We start from the raw sequence: 19,210 nt of genomic DNA, 5'->3' as shown, positions 1-19,210 counted from the left end.
GGGGCGCCGGGTCGACGGGCGCGGGGACGGGGAGGGAGAACCACACGGTCTTCCCGGAGCCGTCGGGCTGGGTGCGCATCCCCCAGCTCTCGCTGATGGACGCCACCAGTGCCAGCCCCCGCCCGCTGGTGGACAGCTGCTCGTGCGTGGCCGAGCCGTGCACCTGGGGCAGCCGGGGATCGTGGTCGTGTACGGAGACCGTGAGCCTGTTCCACGCCAGGGACAGCTCAACGGTGCAGTGCTTGTCGGCCGGCGCGTGACCGTCGCCCGCGCGCCCCTCGGGGGCCGCGTGCCGGTGGACGTTGGCCAGCAACTCGGTCAGCCCCAGCGCTGTGGCGTCTGCCAGGGCGTCCAGACGCCAGTGCCGCAGCTGCGCGGAGATGATCCTGCGTACCTGGCCTATGCGCGAGGGCAGCGCCTGGAACTCCATGGCACAGTGGCGCGCCGGGGTGCTGTGCTTGCTCGTGCTGCTCGGTGGACTGATCACGACTGTGACTCCCTCACGAGGGGCCGCCCGGGGAGGGCGGGGACGGATCACATGTGACGTGTGCTACAGAGCCAGGATGCGAGCGGACGAGCAGAGGTGCAAACGCTCAGCGACGACGCGGTCACACAGCGGCTTGGCGCCGGCTCATCTGCCGAGGACACCGCGCTCGGCGGCGGCCTTCGCGCGCGCCGTACGCACGGCCGACAGCAGCCCCTCCCGGTGCCTCAGCCCGAGCCGCAGCAGATAGCTTCTGCCGCGCAGTGTCGCCAGTGCCTGATCGCGCATCCCATAGCCGCTGATCCGCACCTCGTCGACCGGCGCGCTGTCGATCTCACTGCCGTAGCTGGTCATCAGCACCAGCTCGCCGTCCCGCACCAGCACATGGCCGGCCCGGGTGAGTGAGCGAAGCATCCGGCTTATCCCAACCCCAGTCGCGTCGAACTCCGGCTCCGCCACTACACACCGCCTCCCACGGTCCTGCCGAGCAGGGGTACCCCCGAACGGTGCCCGTACACCCCGGAGAACGCCACCCCTCGCGGGGAGCATGCCCATGTCCGGGCCTGTCTACCTGCCCCCTCTATGATCGGCCCGTGAGCACGACCGAACCCGCCCCTCCCGTCCCGGACCTCCCCACCCAGGACGTGGACCGCAGCGACCCGGACCACCGCGGCTGGCTGAAGGAGGCGGTACGCAAGGTGCGGGCCGAGAGCGGCCGTAGCGCCGACACCCACCTGCTGGCCTTCCCGCTCCCCGAGGAGTGGGGTATCGACCTGTATCTCAAGGACGAGTCGACCCACCCCACGGGCAGCCTCAAACACCGCCTGGCGCGCTCGCTGTTCCTCTACGCCCTGTGCAACGGGTGGATCCGTCCGGGCCGCCCCGTCATCGAGGCGTCCAGCGGCTCCACGGCACTGAGCGAGGCGTACTTCGCCAAGCTGATCGGCGTGCCGTTCATCGCCGTGATGCCGCGCACGACGAGCAGCGAGAAGACCCGGCTGATCGAGTTCCAGGGCGGCACCTGCCATCTGGTGGACGACCCCCGCACCGTCTACGAGGTCTCCGCGCGGCTCGCAGCCGAGACCGGCGGCCACTTCATGGACCAGTTCACCTACGCCGAACGGGCCACCGACTGGCGCGGCAACAACAACATCGCCGAGTCCGTCTACCAGCAGCTCTGCCGCGAGCGCTACCCGGAGCCCGCCTGGATCGTCGCCACCGCGGGCACCGGCGGCACCTCGGCCACCTTCGCGCGCTACATCCGCTACATGCAGTACGACACCCGGGTGTGCGTCCCCGACCCGGAGAACTCCTGCTTCTTCGACGGCTGGACGCGCGGTGACCCGGACGCCACCAGCGAGACCGGCTCCCGGATCGAGGGCATCGGACGGCCCCGTATGGAGCCCAGCTTCGTACCGGGCGCCATCGACCGGATGATGAAGGTGCCGGACGCCGCCAGCGTGGCCGCCGTACGCACGCTCGACCGGGTGCTGGGACGCAAGGCGGGCGGCTCCACCGGCACCGGGCTGTGGAGCAGTCTGCGGATCGTCGCCGAGATGCTGGCCGCCGGTGAGCGGGGCAGCGTCGTCACTCTGCTCTGCGACCCCGGCGAGAGGTACCTGGACAAGTACTACTCGGACGCCTGGCTCGCCGCACAGCAGTTGGACATCGGCCCGTACACGCGCACGCTGGAGCACTTCCTGGCAACGGGGGAGTGGACGGAGCCTTCGTAGGCGGCCGGTCGCAGCGCTACGCCGCGGCGCTCACGGGCGGAGTCTGCGCTCCAGCTTCCGCATCGCGTCCCTGAAGGAGACCCCGAGCCCGGCCCTGCCCAGCCGCAGCACCGTACGCAGCGCCGGGGTGCCGTCCACGGCCATCGTCCAGCGCACCCGGGCGCCACCGGCCGGCGGGACGGCGAGATGCCAGTCCTCCACCATGGCGCGAAGGCCGGGGGCGTTGGTGCGGTCGATCCGGTAGGCGTACTGCTCGCCGGGGAGCGCTGCCAGCACCGTCTCCTCGAAGAAGCCGCCGCCCTTCAGCCGCACCTCCCGGCCCTTCCCTCCAGCGGTCGGCCGCAGCTCGGTGACCGCGGTGAACCAGCGCGGCCACACCTCCAACTCGTCGGCCAGCGCCACGTACACCCGCTCGACCGCAACCCCCAGGTCCGCGGTGAAGGAGAGCCGCAGTGGCGCGGTATCGGCGAAGTCGAGCCCTACAGGACGCAGTTGCCGTGCCGACAGTCGACGTGCCATGGGAACGACCCCCTGCAGTACGCGAACGGACGTGCGGAGCCCACCCAGCCTAACCGCCGGACAGGCCCTCGGCCCTGATGTCGGACAGGCCCTCGGCGTCCTGCTCCCCGGTCTCACCGGCCACCACCAGCTCCGGCAGGTGGTCCCGGATCTCCGCACGCGCCTCCAGCGGCATCCCGCTGTCCGTCACCAGCGCGTCCACCTGCTCGAGGGAGGCGAACGAACTCAGCCCCACCGTCCCCCACTTGGTGTGGTCGGCGACCACGATCACCCGGCGCGCCGAGCCCACGAAGTGCCGGTTCGTCTCCGCCTCAGCCAGATTGGGCGTGGACAGCCCGGCCTCCACCGATATGCCGTGCACCCCCAGGAACAGCGCGTCGAAGTGCAGCGCCCTGATGGCCGCGTCCGCGACCGAGCCCACCAGCGAGTCCGAGGGCGTGCGCACTCCGCCCGTCAGCACCACGGTCGCCGCACCGGGACGGTTCCCCGTGGCCCCGGCGCCCGCGCGCTGCGCGGAGTGGAAGACATCGGCGACCCGCACCGAGTTGGTGACCACCGTCAGGTTCGGCACGTCCAGCAGATGCCGCGCCAGCGCGAACGTCGTCGTACCACCTGACAGCGCGATCGCGGTGCCTGGCTGCACCATGGTGGCCGCCGCACGCGCGATGTCCTCCTTCGCGCTCAGCTCCAGGGAGGACTTCGCCTCGAACCCGGGCTCGTGGGTGCTCGCCTCGGCGACCGGTACGGCACCTCCGTGCACCTTCTCCAAGGCACCCTGCCGCGCCAGCGCGTCCAGATCGCGCCGCACCGTCATGTCCGAGACCGACAGCTTCCGGGTCAGCTCGTTGACCCGCGCCCCGCCCCTGCGCCGTACCTCCTCCAGGATCAGCGCGCGCCGCTGCTCGGCGAGGAGGTTCTGGTTGTCGCTCACTACCGCTGTCTCCGTTCCTTTCCTGACCGGTTTCTCGGGGCTGTGGGGGAGGCCGCCGGTGGGGTCATCCTGCCACGCGCACAAGGGGCGCGCCGCTGTCCCTGCCGAGCACTCCGCACCCCACCTTCACCCTTGAGGGGCTGGCACAGCGGCGGGCCCGGCGGAGATGCTGTCCCTACGGAGCCGACACCTAGCTGACACACCGTTCGGGGGACTCGGGGGAAGCACAGTGCCGTCAGACCACGCACCCGATGGCGCGCCCGGAAAGCCGGGACTCGCGCTCGAACTGCTCGTACACGGAGTGGGGGGAACCACTCCCGCCGAAATGCTCGGCGACCCGCGCACCGTGCGCATCACGGGGGACAGCACGGCGGCGGTCCACCGCCGTGCCGACGACAAGGACGCCGAGCAGCACCCGGAGGACCACACGGGCGAGCCGGTACCCGAGGCGTACTGCTGGTCCAACCTCACCTCGGGCAACGGGGCACGCGCCCTGTGGCTGATACTGCTGCCGTTCATGGTGGCCAACCTCGCGCACTGGACGCGGCCCGCCTCCCTGGGCCGCTGCCGCACCGTACGGCTGCACGGCCTCCTGGTCCGGCTGATCGCGCTCTCCTTGACCGTGCTGCTGGTCGCGGCGGTCTGCGAGGTCGCGCTGGACCTGATCGCCTGGCAGTGCGCCGGAGCCGCGCGCTGCGGCCAGGACCGCTCCTGGCTGGCGTTCATGACGGCGCCGCGGCAGCCCGGCGCCTCCGGCGGCTGGTGGAGCCAGCCGGGCCGCAGGCTGGCGCTGGCTGCGGTGCTGCCCGCCGCTGTGGTCGCACTGCTGTGGTGGCTCTCGCACCGCACCTGGAGCGCGTACGAGTCCCAGCCGCCGCTGGAGGGCACCGTCCCCGAGGACGCGCCGGAAGCCGACGGACGCGCGCCGCTGTCACTGCCCGGCTTCTGGTACGGCAAGCGCCTCGTCGCCCGGCTGCGGGCCGCGCACACCGCGATCGGCTTTCTGACCGTCGCCGCCGCACTCACCGCCGCCACCACCCGCCACGACCGGGGCCCCGGCGGCAGTGCCGTGCTGGAGGCCTGCGGGCGGCTGCTGGAGGGCCTGGTGCTGGTCGGTGCCGCCTGGGCGCTGTTCGTCGTCTGCCGCAGGGGCCGCAAGGAGAGCGAACCGGACCATAGGTCCGACTCCCTCGCCGTGACAGCGCTGCCCGGCGCCGCCCTCGCCGTGCTGCTGCTCGCCGTTGTGCACAGCGGCTGGAGCCGGTCCGGCTGGACCTCCCGTGGCACGCTCCCGGGCGACGAGACGTTCAGCGTCATCGCGGTGCTCCAGGGCACGCTCGTGGTCGCGCTCGGCGTGCTCGGACTGCGGCTGCACCGCGTCACGCGGGTGCCCCGCACCGCGCTGGGCGGGCTGGCCTCCGCCGCGGTGGGCATGCTGGCCTGCGCACTGGGCGGCCTGCTCTCCGGCGGCGTCTCCCAGCGGGTCGGCGACTGGCTGGACGGGTCCGGCACGCCCGGCCACGGCGGCGGCGACATCGAAGGGCCACCCACCGTCCTGACCTGGCAGGCGTCCATCATCCCCGTCCTGCTGGCCCTGGTGCTGCTGCTGGCCTGCTGGTTCGCGTTCCGCGTCTGGCGCGACGCACGCCGGCTCACCGACGACGTGGCGGCCGGCTATCCAGGGGTCGTGCCCGACGAGTCCCGGTCCCGGCGGATCGCGTCGGCGATCGCCAGGGCCGGACTCACCGACCGGGCGCCCTGGCTGATCGCGACCGTGGCCGCCGCCACGCTCGTCCTCGGCGGCGTCGCGGTGGTCGGCACCCTGTGGACGGGACAGGTTCCAGGGGAGGCGACCAACGGTGCGCCCGACGTCGTCGCGGGGTTCGCCGACACCGTGCAGACCCTCGGCTCCTGGCTGGTCGGCTTCGCCTTCGTGCTGCTGCTCGCCTGGAGCCGCCGCGCCTACAAGGACGCCTCGGCCCGCCGCACCATCGGCATCCTGTGGGACGTGGGCACCTTCTGGCCGCGCTGCGCCCACCCGTTCGCGCCGCCCTGCTACGCCGAGCGCGCCGTGCCCGACCTGGCCTGGCGGATGGCGATGTGGACCGACCGGCAGCCGGAACGGCAACTGGTGATCTCCGGCCACTCACAGGGCAGCGTGCTGGCCGCCGCGGCCGTCTGGCAGCTGGACCCCGGCACCCGCCGCCAGATCGCGCTGCTCACCTACGGGTCACCGCTGGAGCGGCTCTACGGGCGCTGGTTCCCCGCCTACTTCGGGCCGCACCGGCTCGCCGCGCTGCACGGCGGTCTGGAGTGCTGGCGCAACCTGTGGCGGCTGACCGACCCGATCGGCGGCCCCATCCGGCCCGAGACCGCCGATACACCCGAGCCGGGCCCGCCCGAGGAGTGCCGGGGCGTGGACCGCGGCCCGCTGCACGATCCCCTCGTCTACGGCCGTACCCGCGAACTGCCGCTGCCCGAGCCGATCCTGGCGCACGGCGACTACCAGGCGGACCCGGCCTTCGCCGAGGAACGCGCCGGACTGCTGGCCCGCCTCAAGGCCCGCTCCCGGCGGTCCGGCGAGCGCACCGAGGGCGTGCCGCGGCAGCCCGAACCCCGGCAGGACCGCTCGGAGAACGGCTCCCGGGTCCGGGCCGCTCAGTCCGAGCCGGGCAGGCCGGAGGCATGAGCCGGGCAGGCCGGAGAGGCAGAGCGCTGCTCAGTCCGACCCTGGCAGGTCGGAGGGGTAGAGCAGGGTGAGGTCCTCGGTGCTCGGGTCGGGCAGCTGTGCGACCCGGCCCGCGTGCCGCTCGACCATCGCCTCGAACGTCTGCCGCGCGGTGCGCCCGTTGCCGAACGAGGGGCCCTTGGGCAGCCGCGCGAAGTAGCCGAGCAGTGCCTGCCGCGCGCCCTCGCCCAAGTGGTATTCGTGCTCGTCGGCCTGTTGCTCCACGATGTGCAGCAGCTCCTCCGGCGCGTAGTCACCGAAGGTGATGGTGCGCGAGAAGCGCGAGGCGACGCCCGGGTTGGCGGCCAGGAAGTGCTCCATCTCGGTCGTATAGCCCGCCACGATGACCACCACGTCGTCGCGGTGGTCCTCCATCAGCTTCACCAGCGTGTCGATGGCCTCCCGGCCGAAGTCGCGGCCGGAGTCCTGCGGGGCAAGTGCGTACGCCTCGTCGATGAACAGCACGCCGCCCTTGGCCTTCTCGAACGCCTCCTGGGTGCGGATCGCCGTGGAGCCGATGTGCTCGCCCACCAGATCGACGCGGGAGACCTCGACCAGATGCCCGCGCCGCAGCACTCCGAGGGAGTGCAGGATCTCGCCGTAGAGCCGGGCCACCGTGGTCTTGCCGGTGCCGGGGGAGCCGGTGAAGACCAGGTGCCGCCGCGCGGATGCGGCCTTGAGCCCGGCGGCCTCCCGCCTGCGGCCGACCTCGATCATGTCGGTGAGCGCCCGGACCTCGCGCTTGACGCTCTCCAGGCCCACCAGCGCGTCGAGTTCGCCCAGTACATCCTTGGCCGGGCGCGCCGCCTGCTCGTCCGACTCGCTGGATGCGCCCTCGCCCGAAGCCGCGGGGCCGCCCGCCAGTGCGGCCGGCTCCGGCGCCGTCGCGGGCGTGCTGCCCGAACGCTGCCGGGGGAGGGCGGCCTGTGCGGTCAGCAGCCCGGTGGAGCCGTCGCCGGACCCGCCGCCGGCCGCTGCGGGAGAGGGGGCCGCGGCGTCGGCGGTGGCGGGCAGCGCGGTGACAGTGGCGGCGCTCTCGTCGCTGGAGCAGTCCTCGACTGTCGGGCCCTCTTCGGCGAACTCGTAGCCGCCGCGCGTGCACCGGTCGGTGCGGCAGCGGCGCAGCGTGGTGCGGCAGCCGTCGATGATGTGGAATCCGTAGCCGCGCGAGCCGGTCACCCGGCAGTTGTGGAACGTTCCGCGCCCCTCGGCGGACACATAGAACCCGGCCTCCCCTGAACCGCTCACCGTGCAGCGCTCGATGGTGGGATCCGCGCCCTTGGTGACGATGACGCCGGTCGCCGCCTGGTCGATGGTGCAGCCGTTGAGCACACCGCCGCTGCCGTGGTCGCGGAACCAGGCACCGGTGGCCGCCTTGCTGATCCGGCAGTCGTCCAGCTGTACGACGGCACCGTCGCTCACCGAGACGGCCGTACCGCGCACCTGGGAGAGGTCGCTGTCGAGCACGTCGGCGCGCGAACCCCGGTCGAGCACGAACAGCGCGTCGGGCACCGAGTGCACCCGGCAGGTGTCCAGCACCGCCGTGGCACCGTCGCTGACCCACACCGCCGGATAGTCGCCCGTACTGTCGTGTATCTCGCAGCCGTTGGCATCCGCGCGGGTGCCCGGGTCCCACACCGACAGACCGTTGCGGCCGAAGCGGCGCACGGTGGAGCGGGTCAGCGTCAGCACGGAACGGGAGCGCAGATCGACCGCGTTCTCCGGGATGTCGTGGATGTCGCAGTCGGCGAGGGTGAGCACGGCGTCGGCCTCCAGGGTGACCCCGTCGGCCGAGGTGCGGTGCACCCGGCAGTCGGTGAAGTGCCCGCTGGCGCGCGAAGCGACGCGCAGCCCGCTGCCTTTGATCTCGTACACCTCGCAGTCGAGCGCCTCCAGCGTGCTGCCCTCGCCCTGGAGCGCGATACCGGCCCCCGAGGCGAGGTGCACCCGGCAGTGCGCGAGCCGCGGGCGTGCGCCGTCCCGCACCAGGACACCGGACTGACCGGCGGCAACCACCTCGCACTCCTCGTAGACGCCGCTAGCGCCGCCGGTGATGCTGAGGCCGATCCCGGCCGGGTTGTCCACGGTGCAGCGCCGCACGGTGGGCCGGGCACCGGCGCGTACCTCGATGCCCGAGGCCGAGCGGGTCATCACCCGCAGCCCGGCAAGCTCCGGAGCCGCGTCCTCCACCAGCACGGCGGGCACTGCCGAGTCCTGGCCCTCGATCTGGAGGTCCTGTACGAGCGCCGCGGAGCGCACGGTCACTGCCACCCCGTCGGCGGGGGCGATACGAACAGGCCCGGAGCCGCCTCGCTCCGGGCCGCGCAGGGTCACCATGCGGTCGATGACGAGGTTTTCCCGGTAGGTGCCGGGCGCCACGGTGAGGACGTCACCGTCTCCCGCCGCCTCCAGCGCGGCGGACACCGTCGCGTATTCGCCCGTGCGCCGCCGCCACCGCGACGTGCCGCTGTGCGTCACCTGGACCGAGCCCTGTCCCATGGAGTGCTGTGCCCCAACCTCGTGCGTGCCAAGATGCGTTAAGCCTGTCGCACGGAACGCGGAGTGAGCCGCCCGTGCCGGCCGCACCACCGTAGCGTGCGCTGGTGGTCGGCGTTGACGGGTCCAACCGAGTGACCGGCACGGACACCGCTTCGTGACCGGCACGGACACCTCTCCGTGACCGGCGCGGACACCTCTCCGGAACCCCTTCGGGGCCGCTTCGGGATCTCTTGGGAATCTCCTGGGGAGCTCCTGGGGAGTTCTTCGGAACCGGCCCGGAATCCCTCAGCTACTGGTGCCGGTGCGGCCCCAGTCGGGGCCGATCCGCCCCCACTCCTCGTCCCAGCGCGCGTACCGGCGCCGCAGCAGCAGCCGTACGGTCGTGCGGCGCCCGGCCTCCAGCACTCCGGCTGTGACGGCGGCAGCGGCCAGCCCGGCCAGCAGCGAGTACGAGCCGGCGCTGCGCGCGCTCATCGGACGGGACGTCAGACGGCCGTGCGCATCGGCCCATACCGGGAAGCGGCTGCCGGGCTGCACAGGATGGCGCAGCATCACCACGCCGGTGTGCCGGCTGCCGTCGCGCCCCGTCCAGTGCGCCGTGACCCGGTTCCGGTTGGGGGCACCGGCGGCCGTCTCCGTCTCGGAGTCCAGTGGCGGGAGCACGGTCACATGCGCGACCGTCGCCCAGGTCCGCTGTCTTTCGTGCTGCTGCTCCTGCGCCGTGTTCAGCAGTGCTCCGTGGGCCGCCTCCGCCGCGCCCCAGCCCGCCAGTGGGGTGCCCAGGACGATCAGCAGCGCGGCCCACAGGGACAGCCAGGCCTCACGGCGGTCGCTGCGGCGGCACAGCGGATTTCCACGCCAGCGCCACAGGCCGACAACAGAGCGCACCGCTGCTCACCCCCTTCTCGCCGTCCCTTACGTACCTCATCGGGCTCGGTGCATGCACGAGAAGGGCCGAAGAGCCCCCGAAGCCGCCGAATTGTGACCGGTGTGCCGGTCGGCAGCCGCTTGGTCGGGTGGCGCCCGCATCTGGTCGAGGTGCGGGCGTGGTGTCCGGGCGCACTCCCTCTGTGGTCCGTGGGCCCCTTTCCATGCCGTGGGTCCGCTTCGTTCCCCTCGTGATCCGCCGAGTTTACCGAGTGGTCTTGCGGAGTCGGACGGCGGGCGCGGACCTCGTGCCGTGCGCTCCCATGGCGCGCCTGCACATCCTGGCGGGTTTCGTGACGGGGTGGGCACAAAACGCATCGGAAAGGTCGCGCACGGTGAGAGTTGCCCGATTTTCGTCACCGTCAGTTAATGAGGCCGGAGTCAACGGCGGCCTTTACCCCGGGAATCGTGCGGACATTCGGAAGGCGGCGTCATCTTTTGAGCGATTGCCGCCCCTCGCGCGCCTCACCTAGCTTCGAGCCGCAGCGCGCGAATTGACAGATGATCACGAGGATTGGCGGTGTCGGATGACGACTGCGGCGGAGCGGAATTCCGGTAACGAGGGCGCGGAGCAGACGCCGGGACAGGCGCAGCAGAGCCTCGCCACAACAGCGGCACGGAATCTCGCGACCACCACGAAGACACCCCCGCAGATGCAGGGGGTCACCTCGCGGTGGCTGCTGCGGGTCCTGCCCTGGGTGCAGGTGACCGGCGGCACCTTCCGGGTGAACCGGCGGCTCACCCACACCCTGGGCGACGGCCGCGTCGAGTTCGTCTCCACCGGCGCCGAGGTCCGGGTCATCCCGCTGGAGCTGACGGAGCTGCCGGCGCTGCGCGGCTTCGAGGACGGCGAGACGCTGGAGGCCCTCGCCGGCCGCTGCGAGCAGCGCGACTTCGGCCCCGGCGAAGTGATCGTCGAGGAGGGGCAGCCCGCCGACCGGCTGGTGCTGATCGCGCACGGCAAGCTGCGCCGCTCCGTCCACGGCAGGTACGACCAGGACATCGCCCAGGGCGTACTCGCGGACGGCGACTTCGTCGGCGACGACCGGCTGACCGGCGAGGCCGGCACCTGGGACCACACCCTCACCTCGCTCACCAGCGGCACCGTCCTCACCCTGGAACGGCGCGCGTTCGACGCGGTTCTCGCCGACTCCGACTCGCTTCGCGCCCATCTCGCCTCGACCCGCTCCCTGATCCCGCACCAGCGCACGGAGGACGGCGAGTCCGCGATCGAGCTGGCGTCCGGGCACGTGGGCGAGCCGGCGCTGCCGGGCACGTTCGTCGACTACGACATCAGCCCCCGCGAGTACGAACTGGAAGTCGCCCAGACCGTGCTGCGCGTCCACACCAGGGTCGCCGATCTGTACAACCACCCCATGAACCAGCTCGAGGAGCAGCTGCGCCTGACCGTCGAGGCGCTGCGCGAGCGCCAGGAGAACGAGCTGGTCAACAACCGGCAGATCGGACTGCTGCACAACGCCGGGATGAAGCAGCGCATCCACACCCGTTCAGGCCCGCCCACCCCGGACGACCTCGACGAGCTGCTGGCCACCGTGTGGAAGGACCCCAGCGTCATCCTTGCTCACCCCAAGGCGATCGCCGCGATCGGCCGCGAGTTCAGCAGGCGCGGCCTGTATCCGCAGTCCGTCGACTACGAGGGTCACTCCGTGCCCGCCTGGCGCGGCGTCCCCATCCTGCCCTGCAACAAGATCCCGGTCAGCCGGCAGGGCAGCACCTCCGTCCTCGCCATGCGCACCGGCGAGAAGGCACAGGGGGTCGTCGGACTGCACCAGACGGGAATTCCCGACGAGTACAGCCCGAGCCTTTCGGTCCGCTTCATGGGCATCAACGAAAAGGCCGTCATGTCCTATCTGGTGAGCGCTTACTACTCCGCTGCCGTGCTCGTGCCGGACGCACTCGGAATTCTCGAGGACGTCGAGATCGGGCACTGACGCAGAGCCGTCGCAGGACGTCGTAGACGAGCAATCAGGCAGTCGGAAACACCAGGAACTGGCGAGAGATGACGCACCCCGAAGAAGTCCGGCAGGACCGCTCCAGCCTCTCCACAGCGGCCGCGCGCAAGCTCACCACCACGACCAAGACGCCGCCGCAGATGCAGGGGATCTCCCCGCGCTGGCTGCTGCGCGTACTGCCCTGGACCGAGACCACCGGCGGCACCTACCGCGTCAACCGGCGGCTCACCCACACCCTGGGCGACGGCAGGATCGAGTTCGTCTCCACGGGAGCGGACATCAGCGTCATCCCGGCCGAGCTGCGGGAGATCCCGCTGCTGCGCGGCCTGGAGGACGAGGCGGCACTGCGCGCCCTGGCCGACGGCTTCACCCAGCGCGAGTACGCACCCGGCGACGCACTCGCCACCCGCGGCGAACCCGCCGAGGAGCTGCTGCTGATCGCGCACGGCCGGGTCGTCAAGCAGGCCGCCGGGCAGTACGACGAGGAGATCGAACTCGGCGTCATCGCGGACGGCGACCACGCCGGCGACCAGATTCTCACCCACGAGCCCGGCAGGTGGGAGTGCACCCTGCGCGCCACCACACGCTGCACCGTGCTGGCGCTGCCGCGCAGCACGTTCCAGCAGACGGCGGACGCCTCACGGCCGCTGCGCGACCACCTCGACGCGGTGCTCTCCCGCGCCGTCCCCGCGCAGAACCGGCGCGGCGAAGCCGATATCGCGCTCGCCTCCGGCCACACCGGCGAGCAGCTGCTGCCGGGCACGTTCGTCGACTACGAACTGGCGCCCCGCGAATACGAGCTGGCCGTCGCGCAGACCGTGCTCAGGGTGCACAGCCGGGTAGCGGACATCTACAACGATCCGATGAACCAGGTCCAGGAGCAGCTGCGGCTGACCGTCGAGGCGCTGCGCGAGCGCCAGGAGAACGAGCTCGTCAACAACCGCGAGTTCGGGCTGCTGTACAACGCGGACCTCAGCCAGCGCATCCGTACCCGCTCGGGCCCGCCGACCCCCGAGGACATGGACGAGCTGATCTCCCGCCGCCGCAAGACCCGCTATCTGCTGGCGCATCCGCGTGCCATCGCCGCCATCGGCCGGGAGTGCAGCAAGCGCGGAATCTACCCCGAGCGGACCGAGGTCGAGGGCCGCAGGGCACACGCGTGGCGCGGCATCCCGCTGCTGCCCTGCGACAAGATCCCGGTGCGCGAGGACGGCACGACCTCGGTGCTGGCCATGCGCACCGGAGTGGCGGACCAGGGCGTCATCGGGCTGCACCAGACGGGGATCCCCGACGAGGTCGAGCCCGGCCTTAACGTCCGCTTCATGGGCATCGACGACCGGGCGCTGATCTCCTACCTCGTCAGCGCCTACTTCTCCGCCGCCGTGCTGGTGCCCGACGCGCTCGGCATCCTGGAGGACGTGGAGGTCTGACCCCAGGTGCCGTCCGGCCCCCGGTGGCAGGGGCGGGACGGCACCTGGCGGTCACGGAGGTCACCGGCCCGGCCAGCGCCAGTCGGTGACCTCCGGCATGTCCGTGCCGTGCTCGACCACATAGCTCCGGTGCCGTTCGCGCAGATCGGCCGCCCGCTGCCGGACGCCAGCCGCTCGTGCGCCGAGCCCCTCCGTCCGGTCGATGACGTCCATCACCAGGTGGTAGCGGTCCATGCCGTTGCGCACCACCATGTCGAACGGCGTCGTCGTCGCGCCGGACTCGCGGTAGCCGCGCACCGCCAGCTGGTCGTGTACCGCGCGGGAGTAGGTCAGCCGGTGCACCAGCCACGGATAGCCGTGGTACGCGAAGATCACCGGGCGGTCCGTGGTGAAGAGGGTGTCGAACCCCGCGTCGCTCAGCCCGTGCGGGTGCTCGGCCGGGCTCATCAGCCGCGCCATGTCCACCACGTTGACGACCCGCACCGCCAGCTGGGGCAGCCACTCGCGCAGCAGCGAGGCGGCGGCCAGCGTCTCGTGGGTGGGTACGTCGCCCGCGCAGGCCAGCACCACATCGGGCCCGGTGTCACCGCGCTCCGTCCCGGCCCACTCCCACACCCCCAGGCCGCGCGCGCAGTGGGTCCGCGCCTGGTCGAGGTCGAGCCAGTCGAAGCAGGGGTGCTTGCCCGCCACCACCACGTTCACCGTGTCCCGGGTCCGCAGCGCGTGATCGGCCACGCACAGCAGGGTGTTGGTGTCCGGCGGCAGATAGACCCGCACCACGTCGGGACTCTTGCTCAGTACGTGGTCGATGAAGCCGGGGTCCTGGTGCGAGAAGCCGTTGTGGTCCTGACGCCAGGCGTGCGAGGTGAGCAGGTAGTTGAGCGCGGCGACCGGCCGCCGCCACGACACCTCCCGAGCGCTGTGCACCCACTTCACATGCTGCGCCGCCATGCTCGCTACCAGATTGGCGAACGCCTCGTACGAAGCGAACAGCCCACTCCTGCCGGTCAGTACGTACCCCTCCAGCCAGCCCTGGCACAGGTGTTCCGAGAGCACTTCCAGCACCCGGCCGTGCCGGCCCAGATGGACATCCGTACGCAGCAGATCGGCCTGCCAGCCGCGGTCCGAGGCGCCGTAGACGGCGGACAGATGGTTGGAGTCCGTCTCGTCCGGGCCGAACAGCCGGAAGTCACGGCGCTCCTCGGTGGCCGCCAGCAGCCCCTTCAGCAGCTCACCGAGCGCCCGCGTCGGCTCGTGCGCCCCGGCCCCCGGCCGCTCCACCGGCACCGCGCAGGACTCCAGAGCGGGCACCGGAAGCTCGCGCAGCAGCCGGCCGCCGTTCGCCTCCGGAACGGAACCCAGCCGCAGGTCGCCCTCCGGCACACACGCCAGCACCTCGGGCCGCGGCCTGCCGTCCTGGTCGAACAGCTCGTCGGGGCCGTACGAGCGCAGCCAGCGCTCCAGTTGCCGCAGCCGCTCCGGATCGTCCCGTACCCCGGGCAGCGGCACCTGGTGGGAGCGCCAGGTGCCCTCCACCGGCTCCCCGTCCAGCTCCCGCGGACCCGACCAGCCCTTCGGCGTACGCAGCACCACCATGGGCCAGCGCGGTCGCCCGCTGTCGGCGTCGCCCGAGCGGGCCGCACGCTGGATGGCGCCGATCCGGTCCAGCGCGGCGTCGAACGCCCCGGCAAGCGCGCGGTGCGCCTCCAGCGGCGGGGTGTGCTGGTCCGCCGTGACGAAGAGCGGGTCGTAGCCGTAGCCGCGCATCAGTGAGCCGAGCTCGTCCTCGGGCAGCCGGGCCAGCACCGTCGGGTTCGCGATCTTGTAGCCGTTCAGATGCAGCACCGGCAGCACGGCCCCGTCGTGCACCGGGTCCAGGAACTTGTTCGCGTGCCAGGAGGTGGCCAGCGGCCCCGTCTCCGCCTCGCCGTCCCCGACGACCGCACACACCAGCAGATCCGGATTGTCGAACGCGGCACCGTAGGCGTGCGCCAGCGCGTAACCCAGCTCGCCGCCCTCCTGGATGGACCCCGGGACACTCGGCGCCGTATGGCTGGGGACGCCGCCCGGCTGGGAGAACTCCGCGAACAGCCGCTCCATTCCAGCCACGTCCCGCGGCACGTCAGGCCGCAGCTCCTGATAGCTGCCCTCCAGCCAGGCGCCCGACAGCACGGCGGCGGCACCGTGCCCCGGCCCCCATACGCCCATCGCACGCTGCCCGCGCCCGCTGATCAGCCGGTTGAGATGGGTGTAGACGAAGGTGAGACCGGGACAGGTGCCCCAGTGGCCCAGCAGCCTCGGCTTGATGTGTTCCGGCCGCAACGGCTCGCGCAGCAGAGGGTTGGCACGCAGATACAGCTGGCAGGCCGAGAGGTAGTTGAGGGCACGCCAGTGCGCGTCCAGCGCCTCGGCCTCGCGATCGGTGAGGGGTTCGTGTTCCGGCATGCCGGATGGGTACCAGGACGGCCGGATTCCGACACCTTGATCCCCGGTCAGGGGGCCCGTACCGGGTCAGGTGGCCGAACCGTGGTCAGTGGGGGCGATACCGTGCGGGAGCCGTTGTCTGCCGCCCTCGGGCGCTGCACGATGACGGGGTGCGCAATCCATGGCTGGCGCTGGAAGCAGGCGCCGACGCGGCCGAGCGGGCCGGGCAGCTGCGCCGCGCCCACGAACGGTTCCTGACCGGCGGCCCCATTGCCGCGCCCGTCCGCGAGGTGGTGGCCGACTCCTGGCGCCGCTGCGCCGGAGCCCGGCTGGGACCCGAGAGCATGGCCGGGGTCGAGATGGACGACGCCGGGCTCGCGCTGCGCCGTGAGACCCACCCGCTGGCCCGCGCGATGCCGCTCTTCCGTGAACTGCTGGGCACCATCGCCGACGACGGCGCCCATCTGCTGTCCGTCTGCGACGAGCGCGGCACCATGCTGTGGGTCGAGGGCCATCCACAGGTGCTGCGCCGCGCCGAGCGGATGAACTTCGTCCCCGGCTCCCAGTGGGCCGAGCGGGCCAGCGGCACCAACGCACCGGGCACCGCGCTCGCCGTCGACCACGCCGTCCAGATCTTCGCCGCGGAACACTACTGCCGCCCCGTGCAGTCCTGGACCTGCGCCGCGGCGCCGGTGCACGACCCGCACACCGGGCGGGTCATCGGCGCCGTCGACCTGACCGGCGGCGACCATCTGGCCTCGCCGCACAGCCTCGCCCTCGTCCAGGCCACCGCACAGGCCGCCGAGTCACGGCTGGCCGCGCTGGAACCGGCACCCAACTCGAGCGGAGCGCCGTTACCGCCGGACGCCTGCACCCTCGCCGTCCTCGGCCGGGACGAGGCGCTGCTGCACACCCCGCAGACCCGCGCCGCCGGCGGCCCGCTGCGCCTGGGGCGGCGGCACAGCGAGATCCTGCTGCTGCTCGCGGCCCACCCCGACGGGCTGACCGGCGAAGAGCTCGCCCGCGAGCTGTACGGCGAGCGCGACGTCCACCCCGTCACGCTGCGCGCCGAACTCTCCCGGCTGCGGCAGTTGCTGGGCCCGCTGCTGGGCTCCCGCCCCTACCGGCTGCTGGAGCGCCCGCACACCGACTACGACACGGTCACCGACGCGCTGGCCGCCGACGAACCCGCCGCCGCGCTCGACGCGTACAGCGGCCCGGTGCTGCCCGGCTCCGAGGCGCCGGGTGTCGTACGGCTGCGCAGGCTGCTGGAGCAGCGACTGCGCCGCCGCCTGCTCACCAGGCCCGACGCGCGGCTCCTGGAGAGCTGGCTGTGCACCGCGGCGGGGGAGGAGGACCTGGAGGTATGGGAGACCCTGCACGCCGTACGTCCCACCCCGCACACGGCGGCGCGCATACACGAACTGCGCTCCTCTTACGGGCTTTTGCCGCCCGGCCCGCAGCCCGCGCGCACGGGGCGCCGGCGCGCAACGTATCCGCAACGTTCCCGGAACTAGCCTCCCGGCAACCTCGCCCGCGCACCGGACAGGCGGGGTGAGAACGCCCAGTACCGGCAGAGATGCCTGGTACGCCGAGCACAGGGAGGCACAGCAATGAGCCGCTACGCCGCACCGGGAACCGACGGCGCGCTGATGAGCTACCAGCCGCGCTACGACCACTGGATCGGCGGCAGCTATGTCGCCCCGAAACAGGGCGGATACTTCGAGAACCCCACCCCGGTGACCGGGCAGCCCTTCACCGAGATCGCCCGCGGCACCGCCGAGGACGTCGAGCGCGCCATCGACGCGGCCCATGAAGCGGCACCCGCCTGGGGCCGCACGCCACCCGCCGAGCGCGCCCAGCTCCTCAACCAGATCGCGCAGCGCATGGAGGGGCACCTGGAGGAGCTGGCCGTCGCCGAGAGCTGGGAGAACGGCAAGCCCGTCCGCGAGACGCTGGCCGCCGACATCCCGCTGGCCATAGACCACTTCCGCTACTTCGCCGCCGCGATCCGCTCCCAGGAGGGCTCGCTCTCCCAGCTCGACGAGGACACCGTCGCCTACCACTTCCACGAACCGCTGGGCGTCGTCGCGCAGATCATCCCCTGGAACTTCCCGATCCTGATGGCGGCCTGGAAGCTGGCGCCCGCCCTCGCAGCGGGCAACGCCGTCGTCCTCAAGCCCGCCGAGCAGACCCCCGCCTCCATCCACTACTGGATGAGCCTGGTGGCCGACCTGCTGCCGCCCGGCGTCGTCAACATCGTCAACGGCTTCGGCGCTGAGGCGGGCAAGCCGCTGGCCAGCAGCGCCCGCGTCGCCAAGGTCGCCTTCACCGGGGAGACCACCACGGGGCGGCTGATCATGCAGTACGCCTCGGAGAACCTCAAGCCCGTCACCCTGGAGCTGGGCGGCAAGAGCCCCAACATCTTCTTCGAGGACGTCTCCGCCGACCGCGACGACTTCTACGACAAGGCCCTCGAAGGCTTCACCATGTTCGCCCTCAACCAGGGCGAGGTGTGCACCTGCCCCTCGCGCGCCCTGATCCAGCGCAGCCACTACCGCGACTTCCTGGACGCGGGCATCGAACGCACCGAGGCCATCGCGCAGGGCCACCCGCTGGACACCGGCACCATGGTGGGCGCACAGGCGTCCAACGACCAGCTGGAGAAGATCCTCTCCTACCTCGACATCGGCAGGCAGGAGGGCGCCCGGGTGCTCACCGGCGGCACCCGCGCCGAACTGGGCGGCGAACTGGAGGGCGGCTACTACGTACGGCCCACCATCCTGGAGGGCAGCAACCGGATGCGGGTCTTCCAGGAGGAGATCTTCGGCCCGGTCGTCTCCGTCACCGAGTTCGAGGACTTCGACGACGCCGTCCAGCTCGCCAACGACACCCTCTACGGGCTCGGCGCCGGCGTATGGACCAGGGACGGCTCCCGCGCCTACCGCGCAGGCCGCGCCATCCAGGCCGGACGGGTGTGGACGAACTGCTACCACGCCTACCCGGCGCACGCGGCCTTCGGCGGCTACAAGCAGTCCGGGATCGGCCGGGAGAACCACCAGATGATGCTCGACCACTATCAGCAGACCAAGAACCTGCTGGTCAGCTACGCCCCGCAGAAAATGGGACTCTTCTGATGGAGCCCGGCCCCAGCTCCGCCACCGAGCGGGTCGCCGTCACCGAGGCAGCCGCCCAGCTGCTGCGCGAGCTGACCGGCAAACACGGACCGCTGATGTTCCACCAGTCCGGCGGCTGCTGCGACGGAAGCAGCCCGATGTGTTACGGGCGCGGCGAGTTCCGCACCGGCAGCTCCGACATCCTGCTCGGTGAGCTGGAGATCGACGGGCTGCCGGAGCCGGTGGAGTTCTGGATGTCCGCCAGCCAGTTCGCCTACTGGAGCCACACCCATCTGACCGTCGACGTCGTACCCGGCCGGGGCAGCGGCTTCTCCCTGGAGGCCCCGGAGGGGGTGCGCTTCCTGATCAGATCCCGGCTGCTGGAGAGCTGAGGGCCGGGCACCTGGCCGCCCTGGCCGGGGCTGGTGCCGCCATGGGCACCGCCG

At 72.0% G+C, this 19,210-nt stretch carries 14 protein-coding genes; 7 read left to right on the top strand and 7 right to left on the bottom strand.

Going from position 1 to position 19,210, the window contains the following annotated elements; genetic code table 11:
• Together ITI46_RS08635 and ITI46_RS08630 are read right to left on the bottom strand one after the other, a co-directional pair.
• A partial coding sequence (locus ITI46_RS08635; protein WP_209238844.1) for an ATP-binding protein occupies window positions 1-430 on the bottom strand: 430 nt, incomplete at its 3' end.
• A gap of 201 nt (window positions 431-631) precedes the next feature.
• Complete coding sequence (locus ITI46_RS08630) at window positions 632-943, bottom strand: hypothetical protein (protein ID WP_209238837.1); 312 nt, start codon at window positions 941-943, stop codon at window positions 632-634.
• A gap of 134 nt (window positions 944-1,077) precedes the next feature.
• Between ITI46_RS08630 and ITI46_RS08625 the strand changes: the two genes are divergently transcribed.
• On the top strand, window positions 1,078-2,217 hold the full coding sequence (locus tag ITI46_RS08625) for a PLP-dependent cysteine synthase family protein (protein ID WP_209238836.1): 1,140 nt from the start codon (window positions 1,078-1,080) through the stop codon (window positions 2,215-2,217).
• 30 nt (window positions 2,218-2,247) lie between these two features.
• On the opposite strand, the gene ITI46_RS08620 is transcribed toward ITI46_RS08625, so the two are convergent.
• Both ITI46_RS08620 and ITI46_RS08615 read right to left on the bottom strand, forming a co-directional pair.
• The gene (locus ITI46_RS08620) at window positions 2,248-2,736 is read right to left on the bottom strand and encodes an SRPBCC family protein (RefSeq protein ID WP_209238835.1); all 489 of its coding nucleotides are present in this window, start codon (window positions 2,734-2,736) and stop codon (window positions 2,248-2,250) included.
• Between the two features lie 49 nt (window positions 2,737-2,785).
• Window positions 2,786-3,667, bottom strand: a complete 882-nt coding sequence (locus ITI46_RS08615) for a DeoR/GlpR family DNA-binding transcription regulator (RefSeq protein WP_209238834.1) — start codon at window positions 3,665-3,667, stop codon at window positions 2,786-2,788.
• Between the two features lie 325 nt (window positions 3,668-3,992).
• Between ITI46_RS08615 and ITI46_RS08610 the strand changes: the two genes are divergently transcribed.
• On the top strand, window positions 3,993-6,356 hold the full coding sequence (locus tag ITI46_RS08610; RefSeq protein ID WP_247745677.1) for a hypothetical protein: 2,364 nt from the start codon (window positions 3,993-3,995) through the stop codon (window positions 6,354-6,356).
• A gap of 30 nt (window positions 6,357-6,386) precedes the next feature.
• Here ITI46_RS08610 and ITI46_RS08605 read toward each other — a convergent pair whose 3' ends face one another.
• Window positions 6,387-8,894, bottom strand: coding sequence for a right-handed parallel beta-helix repeat-containing protein (locus tag ITI46_RS08605; protein ID WP_209238832.1), 2,508 nt, complete (start codon window positions 8,892-8,894; stop codon window positions 6,387-6,389).
• 285 nt (window positions 8,895-9,179) lie between these two features.
• A complete protein-coding gene (locus ITI46_RS08600) occupies window positions 9,180-9,782 on the bottom strand; it encodes an Rv1733c family protein (protein ID WP_209238831.1) in 603 nt (200 codons plus the stop codon).
• Window positions 9,783-10,348: 566 nt separating this feature from the next.
• On the opposite strand from ITI46_RS08600, the gene ITI46_RS08595 reads away from it, so the two are divergent.
• Window positions 10,349-11,773: a family 2B encapsulin nanocompartment shell protein gene (locus tag ITI46_RS08595; protein WP_209238830.1), complete on the top strand. Its 1,425-nt coding sequence runs from the start codon at window positions 10,349-10,351 to the stop codon at window positions 11,771-11,773.
• Window positions 11,774-11,841: 68 nt separating this feature from the next.
• On the top strand, window positions 11,842-13,224 hold the full coding sequence (locus ITI46_RS08590; protein WP_209238829.1) for a family 2B encapsulin nanocompartment shell protein: 1,383 nt from the start codon (window positions 11,842-11,844) through the stop codon (window positions 13,222-13,224).
• 60 nt (window positions 13,225-13,284) lie between these two features.
• Here the strand turns inward: ITI46_RS08590 and ITI46_RS08585 are convergent, their stop codons facing one another.
• A complete protein-coding gene (locus ITI46_RS08585; protein ID WP_209238828.1) occupies window positions 13,285-15,669 on the bottom strand; it encodes a phosphoketolase family protein in 2,385 nt (794 codons plus the stop codon).
• 149 nt (window positions 15,670-15,818) lie between these two features.
• Between ITI46_RS08585 and ITI46_RS08580 the strand changes: the two genes are divergently transcribed.
• From ITI46_RS08580 to ITI46_RS08570, 3 genes are all read left to right on the top strand, one after another.
• Window positions 15,819-17,165: a helix-turn-helix domain-containing protein gene (locus ITI46_RS08580; protein WP_209238827.1), complete on the top strand. Its 1,347-nt coding sequence runs from the start codon at window positions 15,819-15,821 to the stop codon at window positions 17,163-17,165.
• 96 nt (window positions 17,166-17,261) lie between these two features.
• Window positions 17,262-18,785: an acetaldehyde dehydrogenase ExaC gene (exaC, locus tag ITI46_RS08575; RefSeq protein ID WP_209238826.1), complete on the top strand. Its 1,524-nt coding sequence runs from the start codon at window positions 17,262-17,264 to the stop codon at window positions 18,783-18,785.
• Window positions 18,785-19,156, top strand: coding sequence for a DUF779 domain-containing protein (locus ITI46_RS08570; RefSeq protein ID WP_209238825.1), 372 nt, complete (start codon window positions 18,785-18,787; stop codon window positions 19,154-19,156). Before exaC ends, ITI46_RS08570 begins: the two co-directional genes overlap by 1 nt.
• Window positions 19,157-19,210 lie beyond the last annotated feature (54 nt).

The organism is Streptomyces oryzae (assembly GCF_017676365.1).
GTDB lineage: Bacteria > Actinomycetota > Actinomycetes > Streptomycetales > Streptomycetaceae > Streptomyces > Streptomyces oryzae.
This window is presented reverse-complemented; position numbering and strand designations above follow the sequence as displayed.

Bases quoted from the DNA above. Each gene is read 5' to 3' on its own strand.
- ITI46_RS08595 (WP_209238830.1), top strand. From the start codon at position 10,349: ATGACGACTGCGGCGGAGCGGAATTCCGGTAACGAGGGCGCGGAGCAG.
- ITI46_RS08570 (WP_209238825.1), top strand. From the start codon at position 18,785: ATGGAGCCCGGCCCCAGCTCCGCCACCGAGCGGGTCGCCGTCACCGAG.
- ITI46_RS08605 (WP_209238832.1), bottom strand. From the start codon at position 8,894: ATGGGACAGGGCTCGGTCCAGGTGACGCACAGCGGCACGTCGCGGTGG.
- ITI46_RS08590 (WP_209238829.1), top strand. From the start codon at position 11,842: ATGACGCACCCCGAAGAAGTCCGGCAGGACCGCTCCAGCCTCTCCACA.
- ITI46_RS08585 (WP_209238828.1), bottom strand. From the start codon at position 15,669: ATGCCGGAACACGAACCCCTCACCGATCGCGAGGCCGAGGCGCTGGAC.
- ITI46_RS08620 (WP_209238835.1), bottom strand. From the start codon at position 2,736: ATGGCACGTCGACTGTCGGCACGGCAACTGCGTCCTGTAGGGCTCGAC.
- exaC (WP_209238826.1), top strand. From the start codon at position 17,262: ATGAGCCGCTACGCCGCACCGGGAACCGACGGCGCGCTGATGAGCTAC.
- ITI46_RS08610 (WP_247745677.1), top strand. From the start codon at position 3,993: ATGCTCGGCGACCCGCGCACCGTGCGCATCACGGGGGACAGCACGGCG.